Below are 15,284 nucleotides of genomic sequence, written 5' to 3'. Positions count from 1 at the left end.
AAATTATAGCGCTTAGCATGTAATAAAAAAGAATGCTTTTTTTCTTTTTAGTGTGTTATTATCAGTAATAAAATTGTTATCGCTAACAAGCGGTAATATTATTTTTCCTATTATAATTTCGAAGATAATTCTGAGGTGGAATTTTTGAAAAAAAGATTATTAAGTTACATAGAAAATCAAACAGCATTTCTTAACCTAGATGCTCTGGATGAATTATTCACTGCAAAAAAATTAGCAGAAATTTTTGGCGTAAAAAGAAATACGATTAGTCATTATTTGAACCAATTAAATGATGAAGAAAAATTAGTTAAGATCAATTCAAGACCGGTTTATTATTTTCATAAAGCAGCCTTTGACCAGCAGTTTTTTCATTTAAAATATACAAATTATCAGAGCATCAAAGAAATAAAAGAGGAGCAGCCGCTATTTGAGCAAGAAAAAGATTTGTTTTCGTTATTGATTGGTTATAATCAAAGTCTCAGTCGTTGTATTGAACAAGTAAAAGCCGCTTTATTTTATCCAGAAGGCGGCTTGCCTGCATTAATTACCGGCGATAGTGGTACAGGGAAAAGTTTCTTAGTGAAACTCATTTATCAATACTGTTTGGAAAATGAATTAATAGGTGAAAACGCGCCTTTTGTGACAATCAATTGTGCGCAATATGCAAATAATCCGGAATTATTAACCAGTAATTTATTTGGTTATGTTAAAGGCGCATTTACTGGAGCGCAAGAAGATAGAAAAGGTGCCTTTGAAGCAGCTAATAATGGCGTCCTCTTCTTAGATGAAGTGCATCGTTTGAATGCTGAAGGGCAAGAAAAACTATTTACTTTTTTAGATCAGGGCGTTATTCATCGAATGGGAGAAACGAATCAGTCTATTCCTATTAACACTCGGATTTTCTTTGCCACAACAGAAAATCTTGAAAGTAGTTTTCTCACCACTTTTATTCGCAGAGTACCGATCCAGATTGAATTACCTTCCTTAATGGAAAGAAATCGAACAGAACGACTAGAGTTAGTCTATTCATTTTTGTTAGCTGAATATAATAAAATTCGACGTCCACTAAAAGTAACGGGTCAGGTTCTTACCTTATTAACTAACGCAAGTTTTAAAGGAAACATTGGGGAGTTAAAAAGTAGTGTTAAAGTAACAGTTGCCAATGCTTTTTCTGAACAAAAGAAAAATGACACGGTAAAAATTACGATTTATCATTTGCCTGAAGCCATTCTAAATGCTTCCAATGCTAGTATTCAATCATTTGTACAAAAAGATGTTCTTTTTGATGAACATACAACTTTAGAACAACTCACAAAAAATAACCAACCGCAACAACAAAGAGTGCTTACTTCTTTTGAACGAATACTCACAGAGTTTCAACAAAATAATGAACACTTGGAAAATTGTGAAGAACAGTTAAAAACAGAGGTGGATCGTCTTTTTGATTTTCTTTTATTTGAAACCGATCGGCAACAAAAGCATGAAACATTAATTTATTTGACACAATATATTCGAGATACGTTTAAGCAAATGGAAGCTTCTTATCAAATACGCTTTGATGGTAACAGTGTATATGCAATGAGTTATTATTTGTTTCAACGAGGAAACAGCCGTTGGTTCCCTGAAGATCCGCAAATAAATCATTTAATCTATCAATTAGAACAGCAGATTGAACAGGCTTATCCTGCTAGTTTTCATTACGTGAAGCGAATTTTAGAATTGTGTCAGCCTAAACTTGATTTAGAAATTTCTTCAATGGATAAAATTATCCTGGCGATTTATCTTAAACGGGCTGACTGGACAAAAGAAATTGGCATCCCCAAGGCAATTATTGTGGCTCATGGATATGCTACAGCTAGTAGCATTGCTAATGTGGCGAATCGATTTTTAAATAAAGATATTTTTGAGTCATTTGATATGTCGTTGGATGTTACCCCTCAACAAATTGCTGAAGAAATTTTGGACTATACAGAACATAATGATGTGTCTAATGGGCTAGTTATTCTCGTTGATATGGGGTCACTAAAAGAAATTTATCAATATTTTCCCAAACAAATTACTACACCGATTGTCATTATGAATAATGTGACCACACCTTTAGCTATCTCGATGGGCGAACAGCTGCAAAAGGATCTTTCTTTACAACAAATGGTTGATCAATCCGCTCAGCAGACGCCTTTGGATTGGGAAATCGTTTATCCAGAAACAAATAAAATAAAAGCACTGATTACTACTTGCTTAACGGGAATTGGCACAGCAACTCAAATTTCGCATTTATTAGAAAAATCACTCCCTAGTAGTTGTCCGTTAAAAATTTTTCCTTATGAGTATCAATTACTTAAAGATAAGAAACAGAACGAAACAATCTTTTCCATGTATGATTGCTTAGGTATTATTGGCACAGCGAATCCGCATATTGAGGGAGTTCCGTATCTTTCATTGGAAGAATTAATTTCTGGCAAAGAAAGTCATCAGTTAAGTGAGTGGTTACTTGATGTTATGGAAGCTGAAGAAAATAAACGTTTCAATGAAAATTTAATTCGTAATTTTTCTTTGGAAAAAGTGATCGATTCTGTAACGATTCTTGATACGGAAAAAGTGATGCGCGAAGTTGATTTGTTTATGCGCGATTTAGAGCAGATTGCTGATATTACGATTAATAATGCCAAACGTGTAGCTTTATATGTTCATGTAAGCTGCTTAATCGAGCGTCTGATTCGTAATATGCCCATTGATACTTATGAAGGGTATGAACAGTTGTATCAGTGTCAAAGCAAAACGCTAGAACAAATTAAAATGGCGTTTAGTGTGATAGAAAAAGATTATAGTGTCAAAATACCTGATTCAGAGATTGCCTATATTTTTGACGTATTATTTGAAAACCTCGACGAAACCACTGCTGATGAAGAATTTTAAATATTTTTGAGCGCATGCCACTAAAGTTGGCATGCGTTTTGCTTATATAAAGGTGTAAGAGAGGTGAAGAGGTTGGACAGGAAAATCATATTAGCTTCCCATGGAAAGTTTGCTTCAGGAATTTTAAGTTCATTGGAGTTGATCTGTGGGGAAAATGAAGCAATCAGCGCATTAGATTGTTACATAACTGAAAACTTTGATTTAAAACAAACAGTGGATCAGTTAATGGCAGAAAATGCAGAAAAAGAACTGATTGTCATCACTGATTTATTTGGCGGAAGCGTAAATAATGAATTTTTACGTTATATAAAGCAGCCTAATTTTTATTTAATTGCAGGATTAAACTTACCATTTTTGATTGAATTTTCAACTCAATTTGCAAATACAGATAGGATTGTTGAACTCATTATACAGACGCTTAACAGTAGTAAAGAAACGATTCAATTTTGTAATGAGAGCTTTAACGAAGAAATAGAGGAAGAAGAATTTTAAGGAGGATAAATTATGATCTTATTAACTCGTGTAGACCACAGGCTGTTACATGGACAAGTTGCTTTTTCATGGACTCAAAATCTAGGCGCTGATTGTATTTTAATTGCAAACGACGATGTACCCCAAAATGATGTACGCAAAACGACGATTAAACTAGCCAAGCCTCAAGGAGTAAAACTGGTTATTAAAAATATTGAAGATTCCATTGCGGCATTAAAAAGCGGTGTAACAGATAAATATAAGTTGTTTATTGTCGTTGAATCGATCGAAGACGCGTACAAATTAGCAAAAGCCTACCCTGAAATTAAGGAAATAAATTTGGGGGGAACAAAAGCAAAAGAAGACACCAAAAATATAGGTAAAGCAGTAAATGTAACATCAGAAGAAGAAACATTATTAAAAGAATTAAATGAACAAGGGGTTAAAGTAGAAATTCGTCAAGTCCCATCAGACAAAAAAGTTGACATAACAGAGGTATTGTAAAGGAAGGTAGGAATAAAATGATCTTACAAGCTATTTTATTAGGCTTAGTCGCCTTTATCGCACAATCAGAATATGCTTTAGGTACCTCGTTGCTCTCACGTCCTATTGTTACAGGGTTATTCACAGGGATTGTGCTAGGAGATATAAAAACAGGGATTATTATGGGCGCGACACTAGAATTAGCGTTTATTGGTTCATTTTCTGTAGGAGCTTCCATCCCACCAGATGTAGTGACTGGTGGTGTTTTAGGGGTAGCATTTGCAATCACTGCGAATGCAGGGACAGAAACGGCGCTATTATTAGGGCTACCTATCGCTACTTTAACTTTAATTTTGAAAAATATTTATTTAGGGTTATTAATCCCTGCAATGAACCATAAAGCAGACGATTATGCCGAAGAGGGGAATTATAAAGGTGTTGAACGAATGCATCTCTTAGCTGGTTTTGGCTTATCTTTAATGCTTGGCCTAGTTGTAATGATTTCCTTTATGGTTGGAAGTAGCGCAGTGAGTGATTTACTAGATAAAATTCCAGATTTTATCCAAAACGGATTAACGGTCGCTACAGGTTTAATTCCAGCTCTTGGATTTGCGATGCTAGCTCGCTTAATCATCAATAAGCAAGTAGCGCCTTATTTCTTTTTGGGTTTTGCACTAGCTTCTTATTTAGAAATTCCAGTGACAGGTATCGCTATCTTTGGAGCCATTATAGCAGTTGTCGTTGTTAATTTGACCAATATCCAAAAAAGAAATAACGCAAATACAAATACTGAGGAGAGTGTAGATGATGACGAAGACTTCTGATAATTCGACACAGATTACAAAAAAAGATTTACGTAAGGTTTTTTGGCGCTCTTTTCAAATGGAATTTTCTTGGCACTATGAACGTCAAATGAACTTAGCCTACGCCTATGCTATGATTCCAATTTTAAAAAAAGTGTATAAAACCAAAGAGCAAATGTCTGAATCGTTAAAACGATCGCTCGAGTTTTTTAATACGACGCCACATATTGTTACTTTAATTTTAGGGATTAATGCAGCAATGGAAGAAGAAAATGCAGAAGATGAAAACTTTGATGTGAGTACAATTGATAGCATAAAAACTTCGCTTATGGGACCGTTAGCTGGTATTGGAGACTCCTTTTTTTGGGGTACACTACGCTTGATCGCTACGGGAATTGGGACTTCTTTGGCATTACAAGGGAATATTTTAGGTCCCATTTTATTCTTACTAGTCTTTAATGTTCCCCATATTTTGTTAAGATACTTTGCGACCAACTGGGGTTATAAGTTGGGAACCGGCTTTTTGAAAAAAATTCAAGAAAATGGAATGATGCAAAGTTTGACATTTGGAGCTGCAATTATCGGTTTAATGGTTGTTGGTGGGATGACTGCTACATTAATCGATATTAATCTACCGCTAAAAATTGGTTCTGGTGAAAATGCAGTCACTTTACAAAGTATTTTTGACGACATTGTTCCTAATATATTGAATTTAGGTGTTTTTGGAGCAGTCTATTACATGCTGAAAAAAGAAGTAAATGCACTGGTAATTATTTTAGGAATGGCCGTTGTAGGAATTTTAGGTTCATTAGTTGGGCTTTTTTAGGAGGACAGTCTCATGGTTACGATGTTAGATTACATCAATGAAGAAGAAGACACACTATTAAAAATATTGGAAAATCATACGTTAAAAGAAGATGAAAATTTAGCAAAAATTGAGCATCTAATGATTCTAGCTACCGGATCATCATATAACGCTTGTTTATCTGCGAAGATGTTTCTTGAAAAGTATGGAGACCTCGTAGTAACAATTGAAGAACCCTATAATTTTAATCATTACGGTAAATTGGTGCCTTCAGTAGACGCTGTGGTTGCTGTATCCCAAAGTGGAAAAAGTGCTTCAACCATCGATGCAATTGCAAAAATAAAAGATCAAAATGTATTTCATATGGCTTTGACTAGTGATTTGAATAGTCCTATCAGCAAAGTAGTTGATCAAGTCATTGACTTACAGATGGGTATTGAAAAGGTAGGATTTGTGACAAAAGGTTTTGTATCTACAGTTTTACAGATGATGTTATTAGGTATAACCATTGGTTTTAGTAAGCAAAAACTATCGGAAAAAGAAGTTAATGAAGCAAAAGGGCAGTTAAAGCAAGTGATACAACAAATTCCAGAAGTGATTAATAAAAGTCAAAATTTCTTTAATAATCATCAACCTATTTTTAAATTAGGTCAGCGTTTTATTGCTATCGGATACGGCCCTGCTTGGGGGACAGCTAAGGAGTTTGAGACCAAGTTTACAGAGACGGTGCGCAAGCCTTCTCATGGTTTTGAACTGGAAGCCTATATGCATGGTCCTTATTTGGAAGCAGATACACAACATATCCTCTTTTTTATTGAAAATGAAAGTATCAATAGTAAACGCTCTGAAGCTCTGCGCTCTTATATGTTCATCTATGTAGGAGATGTTTTTACCATCACCACTAAAAAAGCAGAAGCAAATAATACACTAGGTTTAGAAATCAATTGTCCAGAGTGGATTGCACCTTTGGTTTTGATTATTCCATTTCAAATTTTTGCCTTTCAAACGGCCTTAAGTAAAGGGATCGATTTGAACGTCCGAATATTTGATGATTTTGACACAGTATTAAAAAGTAAAATTTAGGAGAGATGAATAGATGCTAAAATTTGATGAACAAAAACAGATAAATGATATTCAAGGAGCATTAGCACTGCGCCCGCAAGTGGAAAAGATGGTTGATGAACTGTATGACAAGGGCTTTGACAATATTTATTACTTAGGGATCGGTGGAACGTATGCTTCTTCGATGCAAGCCGTTACCTATATAAATGGAAAAAGTAATTTACCTGTATATGTACAGCATGCAGCGGAATATTATACAACGGGAAATAAGCGATTAACTAAAGATTCATTGGTTGTTATTTCTTCTGTAACTGGAACAACAGAAGAAGTGATAACAGCTGTAGATGAAATTAAAAAAGTAGGAGCAACCATTTTTGGCTTCATTGACGAAAAAGATAGTCCCTTAGCCAAAAAATGTGATTATGTGATTACTTACCCTGAACCAGGGACAGAACAACTTAAATTCTTTATGTTCGCGGATCGTCTGATGAAAAATAATGGAGAATTTGATGATTATGAAGACTACTATAAAGAATTAGACGAGCACCTAGCTAAGGACTTAGTGGAGGCAGAAAAACAAGCAGATGAATTTGGCCTGGCGTTCGCACAAGCCCATCGTCACGATGCAATGCATTACTTTGTTGGTGCCGGAAATCAGTGGGGTGCAACTTATTCTTATGCGATGTGTTACTGGGAAGAACAAAGCTGGCTGCGTTCAAAGTCGATTCATTCGGCAGAATTTTTACATGGAACCTTAGAAATCGTTGATGAAACTACGCCGGTTACAGTTTTTATTGGCGAGGATGAACAACGTCCGTTAAGCCAAAGAGTGGCTGACCTATTACCAAGAATTTGTGGAGATTATACGTTTATTGATACAAAAGAGTATGAATTGCCAGGAATTAGCGAAAAGTATCGCGGACGTATTCCTACGGTATTGTTGATGCATTGTGTGACGCAACGCATTGATGCCCATGTTGAAAAACTAAATCGGCATCCGATGGATATTCGTCGTTACTATCGCCAATTTGATTATTAATCAATTTATTAAAAACATCTGGAAGTATGAGCAATAATCTTCCAGATGTTTTTTTATAGTAAAATATAAAAAGAATATAAATCGTAGAAAATTAAATCTTTTTTCAAAGGTCATAGCTTACACGAATTGCTTTTCCCACAATTTGCATAGAAGTATCTTTTGTCACAATGATTGGGTCATAATCTGGATTTTCGGAAAGCAATAATAAGAAATTGTCTTGTTTTTTGACTCTTTTTAAAAGTAATGTTGGATCCTCATTTAGTGTTATTGCAGCAACCTGACCATCTTCAATATCTTCTTGAAATTTAAGTAAAACATTTGCGTCTTCAGGGATAGTAGGCGTCATACTATTATCTTTCATCTTAAAATAAAACAATTCTCCGATAGGTAAATTAAAAGAAGCGGTAGGGTAATAAGACTGAGCATTTGGCTCAGCTACAACATCTGAATTGTTAGAAAGAGTTTGAACTATTGGGATATTCGTAATTTCTTTAGAATAAATGTAACCTGCGTGATAACCTAAGATGTATTCGGGACTAACGTCCATAGCGCGAGCAAAATCTTCAATTCGATTTAATGGAAAATTACGTGTACGATTGAAGTATTTGGAAACAGCAGATTTTGCCATCCCCACACGACGCGCAATTTCACTGATGGAAAGATGCTTTTCTTTTTTTAATTGATCGAAGATATCCATAATTTCATCGTTTGTTTTCATGTATTTCCCTCCAGTTTCGTTAATTATAACATTGTTCTCAATAAGAAACAAATTTAAACTATTTGTTGACAATAAAGAACGACAATGGTATCCTTAGATTGTTCTCGGATGCGAACGTACGTTTGATAAAATAAAATGGAGGGGTTACGGTGAAACGCTATGAACTAAGGAAGGAAGAAACGAAACAGAGAATGGACTCTTTAGAAAAAAGACGAGACGAATTATACGATCAAATGGGAAAAGCAGAAGATGAAGTCGCCGATTTATGTGAAAAAACCATTGAAAAACAAAAAGAGCTTATTGATTTTAAGAAAAAGGGGGATGTATTGGATTCTTATTTACAATTTTTGGAAACTCAATTAGTTGTTGAAGCATTACAAGAGCATTCCTATTCCATTGAAAACTTTGATATGGCAGAAAAAGACCGCTTGATGGTAATATTGCGAAGGGGAGAAGACATATTATTTGATTGGTATGTAAAGAAAAAACAAGAAGGCTATGAATTTAATCAAATTGAACCGTTGCATAAGATTTTAAAAGAAGACTATGAGGATTTCTATGATGAACGTATGAAAGAACAAGGAATTGAATAAAATCAGCCAACAAACTAAGATAGTAGAAACTCAGGCAAATATTAAAATGTCAGGATAGTTGATTCAAGTAGGATTTTCAGTCTTGACGAAGCCATAAGTTTATAGGACGAAAGCAAAGCGTTTTAACGGAATGTCAAAGCAATGCTATAATTAAATAAGATTAAAAAATAAAGAGAGGAGACTAGAAAGATGAAAGTACTTGTTGTTGGCGCAAATGGTAAGGTAGCTAAATGCTTTGCAGATCTAGTCCAAAATCATGCATCTATTGATGAAAAAGCAGTCATTCGTAACTCTGAGCAAAAGCCATTCTTTGAAGAACGTGGAATTGAAACTGAAATTTTGGATATCGTATATAATTCAATTGAGGATTTTGTTCAAGCAATGCAAGATGTAGATGCAGTAGTTTTTAGCGCAGGTGCTGGCGGAAGCGGTTTGGATAAGACGGTTATGGTTGATTTGGATGGTGCGATAAAAGTAATGACAGCAGCTGAAAAAGCCAATGTTAAGCGTTTTGTGATGGTAAGTACCTTCCGTACTGGACGTAAACAAATTGCTAAAGGGATTGAAAATGATTGGCCTTTAAAGATTTATACAATTGCAAAAAACTATGCAGATGAATGGTTGAAAAATCGTACAGATCTTGATTGGACAATTATTCATCCCGGTACACTTACTGACGAAAAAGGAAGCGGAAAAATCAAAGTGGGCATGGGGAATAAACATAGCGAAATACCACGTCAAGATGTTGCTCAAACGATATTGGCTTCTTTGGAAAGTGATGTAACAATTCATAAAGAATTTGAAGTATTGCCGGGAGACGAACCAATTAATGAGGCCGTAAAAACTGTTTAATTAGTGACGTTACGAAGTATAAGAAAGATGAGCGGCAAAAACTCCGCCCATCTTTTTTCATACCTCTTTGTTATAGTATCTATATTGTAATTTGCGTACTTCTTCTGAAAGAAATTCATCAGGACCATCAACTTCAGTGTGATTAATAACTTCTGGAATCGAAAGTCCCTTTAACCGACCGTTCTCAACCCCCCATTTCCTTTGTCCACTTACTTAACTGTTTTGTTGAACTAGCATAGACGATACGGCCTAAGCCTACAAGTCCATGAGCTGAAGCGCACATAGAGCAATGCTCGCCAGAAGTGTAGACTACTGCGTTTTGACGTTGTGTTTCATTTAAGTTGTTGGCTGCCCATTTGGCGATTGCAAATTCAGGATGGCATGTGTTATCTCCTGAAGAAATTTCATTATGGCCTTCATATAAAACTTCTCCTTCTTGTGAGACTAATATTGAGCCGAAGGGTGCATCTCCATTTTTTAAAGCGGTTTCTGCCAATTCTACACATCTCTTTAAATATTTTCTATCTATTTCATCTATCATATGTTTTTCCTCCTAATTAACAAATAAGCAACAACTACCTCTTACTTTATTATAAAACATAAAAGAAAACGAATCAGTGTGTTTTATAAAAAAGCTCATTTTTGTTATTTTAAGCTTATCTTACAAAGAAAATCTAAAAACTTACTTGACAAATGAACATGTATTCATGTAAACTTTATATAAACAAATGATTAATTATTCATATAAACGCTTACGAATTGAAAAAAGGTACGTTTAAAGGAGATACATGAATATGGATAAAACAAAAAGTATAATGACGCATCATAAAATGAACGAACATGACACACAAAAGCATGAACATGCTGGACATTTACATGGTGAAATTCCTATGTATTTTATCGGCCTCGGCGTTTATCTGTTTGCCCTTCTAGTGCCTTTTTCAGTGACGGTTACTAATCTTCTTTTTGTAGTTTCAGTTGTTCTTGCAGGGTATCATATTATAGTTGAAGGTATTGCAGATACGATAACTAATACAAAGAAAAATAAAGCATTTCAACCAAATGTACATCTATTAATGACATTAGCTGTCGTTGGGGCTATGCTGATCGGTAGTTTTGATGAAAGTGCCATACTTATATTAATTTTTGCCGGTGCTCATTTTCTTGAAGAATTTGCTGAAGAAAAAAGTAAAAAAGAAATTACTAGTTTGCTAAAATTGAATCCAACAAAAGCTCGGCTATTACAAGCAGATGGGAGTACAAAATTAGTTGATGTGCAACAAGTCAAGGTGGGAGATCAGCTGAAAGTTTTACCCGGTGATCAAATTGCGGCAGATGGTCGTATCATAAAAGGCTATACAACGATTGACGAATCTTCTATCAACGGGGAAAGTATGCCAAAAGAAAAAGCTGAAGAAGAAAACGTATTTGCTAGTACAGTAAATGGCCAAGGAACTTTTACAATGCAAGTAACAAAAGATTCTTCGGAAACGGTATTTGCTAAAATTCTAAAGGTAGTTGAACAATCGCAAAATAATCTGCCAAAAGCGGCGACAAAAATTCAAAAAATTGAGCCGGTTTATGTTAAAAGTGTTTTACTTATCGTTCCTTTATTTATCCTATTAGCTCCTATTTTATTTCAGTGGAGCTGGCAAGTTAGCGTTTATCGGGGAATTGTTTTATTAATTACAGCTTCGCCTTGTGCACTTGCAGTAAGTGCTGTGCCAGCTACCTTATCCGCTGTTTCAAATTTAGCGAAAAAAGGGGTCTTGTTTAAAGGAGGAGCATACCTTTCCAATTTGTCTGATGTAAAAGCCGTAGCTTTTGATAAAACGGGGACCCTGACAAAAGGGCGACCTGTTGTTACGGATACTTTTTATAAAGACGAAACAAAACAAAATCAGTGGCAACGTATCATCGTGACAATGGAAGAAAGTGCAAATCATCCTTTAGCCACAGCGATATTGACCGCTTGCGGAAAAGTTGAACGGCTTAAAATGCCTGTAAAAAATGAAATTGGGCAAGGGATTATCGGAGAATATAAAGGACATCATTATAGACTTGGCAAACCTAGTTTATTTACCGATGTAAGCCAAGAAATCAAGCAGAAAACCAAAAAATATACTTCGGCAGGAAAAACGGTCGTTTATTTTAGCGAAGACGAAGAGGTTGTAGCTTTGATTGCTTTAATGGATCGGGCGGATGAAAAGGCAGCAGCTGCTATTGCTTATTTAAAAGAACAAGATATAAATACCATAATGATCACAGGAGATGCCAAAACTACCGGAGAAGCTGTTGCCCATGCTTTAGGAATTGACGAAGTTTTCAGTAATATTTTGCCGGAAAATAAAGCAGAGGCAATCACTTCCTTACAGACAAGATTTGGAAAAACAGCAATGATCGGAGATGGCATTAACGATGCGCCTGCATTAGTAAAGGCAGATATTGGATTTGCTATGGGAGATGGGACAGACGTTGCCATTGATGTAGCAGATGCCGTTATTATGCAAAATGACCTTTTAAAATTTGAGTATGCACATAAGCTTGCTAAAAAACTGAACCGTATTATTTGGGAAAATATTATTTTTGCCATGGGAATTGTGGTCCTATTGAGCGTGTTAAATATTATAGGTCAGATGAATATTGGCCTTGGTGTTTTAGCTCATGAAGGAAGTACTCTGTTAGTATTGTTCAATGGTTTACGCTTATTATTTCCCCTAACTAAAAATTTTAAAAATACGTAATCTGTATCTAATTTTGTATCGTTACTTGTTTTGTCTTAATATTAGAAACCGCTGAAAATGTCGAACAAACAACATTTTCAGCGGTTTTAAAATAAGTTTCTTTCTTGTATCAATGGTAAATTTGGTGTATAAAAATAGTATCGGCGGTATGAAGAGTGAAAATTATTTTTGTATAAAATATTGATTGTGTGCTAGATAAGTTTAAAAAAACAGCAAATGAGGTTTTAAGTGACCTTATTTTCATGGAAAGTAAAACTCAGGCGAGGTGGGCATATGGAACAGTTCTTTAGCGCGGCACGTCCGGAAATAGCTATTGGTGGAAAAGACCATTTTCTGTACCTTTTCATCATTATTATTTTATTTATCTTGCTTGTTAGCTTCAGGCATCAGCTAAAGGCCCACAAAAAAGCTGTAATGCTAACTACATTAATACTTGCCTTATTACAAAGAGGATTAAGTTTTACCTATTTTATTTATATTAGAGAATATACATTGGCAGAGTCATTACCGCTTCATATCTGTCGTCTGGTCTGTCTGCTCATTATCTTTCAATTTTTTCTTCGAAAAGACTGGCTTGATCAGCTGATTTTCTTTTGGGGACTTTTTGCTTACGGCTCTTTTATTTACCCGATAGAAATCTCGCCGCTTACACATGTGATGGGAGTTACCTTTGTTTTACTACATAGTTTGAATCTATTATTTCCTCTAGTTCGATATTTTACTGTAGGCTTTATTCCTTCGTTTAAGGGTTCCATAATCGCTTCAGTGGCATTTGCAATTTATTTGCCAACTGTCGCAGTATTTAATGCCTGGGCCGGAGGTAATTATTTTTATTTGGTTGAACGTCCCTTTTTCTATACAATGGCAGAACTTCCTTATTTTTTTATAAATCTTATTGGTGTTTGTCTGGCATTTTTAACGATCGGGATAATATTTCAGTTTATCGCAAAGACCGTCACTAGTCATTAATTGCAAGCATATAACTTTTGACAAACGATTTGCTTTCGACTACTATCAAAGGGTAAGGAAATAAAAGGAGCGTTTATCATGGATCTTATGTATCCGTCGATTACTGTAGGAGAACTAGCAAACAGACTACAAAATGAGGCAATCACGATCTTAGACGTACAAGAAAAAGAAGACTTCGAAAAAAATCATATTGAAGGAGCGCTTAACTTACCGATTGGCGAATTTGTGTCTGAAGCTGAAAAGCTACAAAAAGACCAGACGTATTACGTTATCAGCAAAGCTGGTGTACGAACTCTTCGAGCTTGTGACTATTTAGCAAGTTTGGGCTATGATGTTGTTAACATCCAAGGCGGGATGAATGCTTGGCAAAGTATGAATGGATAATTTTGGGAACAGTAAGGTCCGAATGTTAAGAAAATCATTCGGATTTTTTAAATGGAAGGAGGCGTTTGAATGACAGGCGATTTGTCAATCTATGAAATTTGTGTCCGAATGTTGTTGGCAGTTATATTTTCTGGATTTATTGGATTTGACCGTGAATTTAAAAATCGGCCAGCAGGAATCCGTACACATATTTTAGTTTGTATTGGAGCGGCAATTATTGCGATGATTCAAAAAGAGATCACCCATACTGCTTTAGAAATCGCTAGAAATAACCCTGATTTTGCAGGAGTCATTCGTGCTGATGAAGCCCGTCTAATCGCTCAAGTCGTAAGTGGGATTGGCTTTTTAGGTGCTGGAACGATTGTTGTTACAAAACAAGTCGTCCGTGGTTTAACGACAGCTGCTTCTTTATGGACAGTTGCTGGATTAGGACTGGCGATTGGTATGGGGAATTATCGTATTGCAATTGTTGGATTTATCGGAATCATGCTGGTATTAACCGTGCTTAAACGAGTGATAAATGTTCCTAGCTTAAAAAGAATTGAAATTAGCTTTATGCATAAAACGACGACCAAAGAGTTTATAGCGGGTTACTTTAAAGAAAAAGATATTGAAGTAAAAGATGTGGATTTCGAAGTAAAAAAACAAGGAGATAATCGAGTTTACACCAATATTTATACTGTAGAGCTACCGCGGTCGTTATCTTATCAGACTGTGGTAGAGGATTTATCTATGCATGAAAATATGGTGCGTGTACAGTTAATCAGTGTATAATCTGTTGTAAAGTCTTTTAAATAGGGATTTCTTAGAGAAATGAGGAACCACTTTTTTATGGTTTCTCATTTTTTTATATTTAAATATTTATTTCACAATGTCTTCATGGATAGGTAAAAAATTAGACCACTATTCGTCATCCTTGATGATGTTATTTATTTTTGGTAAGATTATTAATGGATATTGTTTGTCCTTAAAAGGAGAAATGGTCATGAAAATAAAAAGAAGCCTTGAAGAAGCAGTATGTATTCTTCTTATTTTAGCAAAAGAAGAAGGGAATAATTCCGTGAAAAGTTACCGGATTAGCGAACAGTTAGGTGTTTCTGATTCGTATCTCAAAAAAATATTGCGCAAGTTGGTTTTAGGCGGTGTAGTTACTTCAGCCTCAAGTAAGGGCGGAGGTTTTAGACTAGCTAAGCCGATTGAAGATATCTTTATGATCGACGTTTATTATGCAATTGAGGGCAAGAATTCTTGTATTCAGCTGCGAAACTTAGCCGAACAAGTTTTTTCATCCTCAGATGAATCAAAAAAAGTTGCAGATAACATGTTTGGTTTGCTTAATGAAAGCGAGCAATTATTTTTGAATAAATTAGCAGGTTACCCTTTGGTTAAGTTAATGCAGTAAAAGACCGTTTCGATATCCTCTTTGTGTAAATAGAGGATTTTTT

16 protein-coding genes are annotated in these 15,284 nt (G+C 35.2%); 14 read left to right on the top strand and 2 right to left on the bottom strand.

Annotated elements, in window-relative coordinates; translation table 11 throughout:
• Positions 1-144 precede the first annotated feature (144 nt).
• The 7 genes from TS1_RS03455 to TS1_RS03425 all read left to right on the top strand — a co-directional run bounded on the left by TS1_RS03455 (position 145) and on the right by TS1_RS03425 (position 7,579).
• Entirely contained in the window at positions 145-2,916 is a 2,772-nt protein-coding gene (locus TS1_RS03455; RefSeq protein ID WP_068707859.1) for a sigma 54-interacting transcriptional regulator, read from the top strand.
• 72 nt (positions 2,917-2,988) lie between these two features.
• Positions 2,989-3,408, top strand: a complete 420-nt coding sequence (locus TS1_RS03450) for a PTS sugar transporter subunit IIA (RefSeq protein ID WP_068707857.1) — start codon at positions 2,989-2,991, stop codon at positions 3,406-3,408.
• Between the two features lie 12 nt (positions 3,409-3,420).
• Positions 3,421-3,891, top strand: coding sequence for a PTS sugar transporter subunit IIB (locus TS1_RS03445; RefSeq protein ID WP_068707855.1), 471 nt, complete (start codon positions 3,421-3,423; stop codon positions 3,889-3,891).
• Between the two features lie 17 nt (positions 3,892-3,908).
• A complete protein-coding gene (locus TS1_RS03440; protein ID WP_068707853.1) occupies positions 3,909-4,694 on the top strand; it encodes a PTS mannose/fructose/sorbose/N-acetylgalactosamine transporter subunit IIC in 786 nt (261 codons plus the stop codon).
• Positions 4,678-5,499, top strand: a complete 822-nt coding sequence (locus TS1_RS03435) for a PTS system mannose/fructose/sorbose family transporter subunit IID (RefSeq protein WP_068707892.1) — start codon at positions 4,678-4,680, stop codon at positions 5,497-5,499. The genes TS1_RS03440 and TS1_RS03435 overlap by 17 nt, the downstream gene beginning before the upstream one ends.
• A 12-nt stretch (positions 5,500-5,511) precedes the next feature.
• Positions 5,512-6,561 (top strand): SIS domain-containing protein, encoded by a 1,050-nt coding sequence (locus tag TS1_RS03430; RefSeq protein ID WP_068707851.1) that lies wholly within the window; start codon positions 5,512-5,514, stop codon positions 6,559-6,561.
• Positions 6,562-6,574: 13 nt separating this feature from the next.
• Positions 6,575-7,579, top strand: a complete 1,005-nt coding sequence (locus TS1_RS03425; RefSeq protein WP_068707849.1) for an SIS domain-containing protein — start codon at positions 6,575-6,577, stop codon at positions 7,577-7,579.
• 103 nt (positions 7,580-7,682) lie between these two features.
• Here TS1_RS03425 and TS1_RS03420 read toward each other — a convergent pair whose 3' ends face one another.
• Complete coding sequence (locus tag TS1_RS03420) at positions 7,683-8,297, bottom strand: LexA family protein (protein ID WP_068707847.1); 615 nt, start codon at positions 8,295-8,297, stop codon at positions 7,683-7,685.
• A 149-nt stretch (positions 8,298-8,446) separates the two neighbouring features.
• Here TS1_RS03420 and TS1_RS03415 point away from each other — a divergent pair, with 149 nt between their 5' ends.
• The gene (locus TS1_RS03415; protein ID WP_068707845.1) at positions 8,447-8,890 is read left to right on the top strand and encodes a hypothetical protein; all 444 of its coding nucleotides are present in this window, start codon (positions 8,447-8,449) and stop codon (positions 8,888-8,890) included.
• 189 nt (positions 8,891-9,079) lie between these two features.
• Positions 9,080-9,742, top strand: coding sequence for an NAD(P)-binding oxidoreductase (locus TS1_RS03410; protein ID WP_068707843.1), 663 nt, complete (start codon positions 9,080-9,082; stop codon positions 9,740-9,742).
• 184 nt (positions 9,743-9,926) lie between these two features.
• On the opposite strand, the gene TS1_RS12640 is transcribed toward TS1_RS03410, so the two are convergent.
• Positions 9,927-10,238: a nucleoside deaminase gene (locus TS1_RS12640; RefSeq protein ID WP_217994579.1), complete on the bottom strand. Its 312-nt coding sequence runs from the start codon at positions 10,236-10,238 to the stop codon at positions 9,927-9,929.
• 292 nt (positions 10,239-10,530) lie between these two features.
• Here TS1_RS12640 and TS1_RS03400 point away from each other — a divergent pair, with 292 nt between their 5' ends.
• The 5 genes from TS1_RS03400 (at position 10,531) to TS1_RS03380 (ending at position 15,241) form a co-directional block, all read left to right on the top strand.
• Positions 10,531-12,486 carry a heavy metal translocating P-type ATPase gene (locus TS1_RS03400; RefSeq protein ID WP_157061634.1) on the top strand — a complete coding sequence of 652 codons (1,956 nt, stop codon included), beginning with the start codon at positions 10,531-10,533 and terminating at the stop codon, positions 12,484-12,486.
• 273 nt (positions 12,487-12,759) lie between these two features.
• The gene (locus TS1_RS03395) at positions 12,760-13,455 is read left to right on the top strand and encodes a YwaF family protein (RefSeq protein WP_068707839.1); all 696 of its coding nucleotides are present in this window, start codon (positions 12,760-12,762) and stop codon (positions 13,453-13,455) included.
• 78 nt (positions 13,456-13,533) lie between these two features.
• The gene (locus tag TS1_RS03390; RefSeq protein ID WP_245610104.1) at positions 13,534-13,839 is read left to right on the top strand and encodes a rhodanese-like domain-containing protein; all 306 of its coding nucleotides are present in this window, start codon (positions 13,534-13,536) and stop codon (positions 13,837-13,839) included.
• A gap of 69 nt (positions 13,840-13,908) precedes the next feature.
• Positions 13,909-14,613, top strand: coding sequence for an MgtC/SapB family protein (locus TS1_RS03385; RefSeq protein WP_068707837.1), 705 nt, complete (start codon positions 13,909-13,911; stop codon positions 14,611-14,613).
• A gap of 211 nt (positions 14,614-14,824) precedes the next feature.
• A complete protein-coding gene (locus TS1_RS03380; RefSeq protein WP_068707835.1) occupies positions 14,825-15,241 on the top strand; it encodes an RrF2 family transcriptional regulator in 417 nt (138 codons plus the stop codon).
• The last annotated feature ends 43 nt before the right edge of the window (positions 15,242-15,284 follow it).

Origin of the sequence: Tetragenococcus solitarius NBRC 100494 (assembly GCF_001544195.1) — a bacterium.
Lineage (GTDB): Bacteria > Bacillota > Bacilli > Lactobacillales > Enterococcaceae > Tetragenococcus > Tetragenococcus solitarius.
This window is presented reverse-complemented; position numbering and strand designations above follow the sequence as displayed.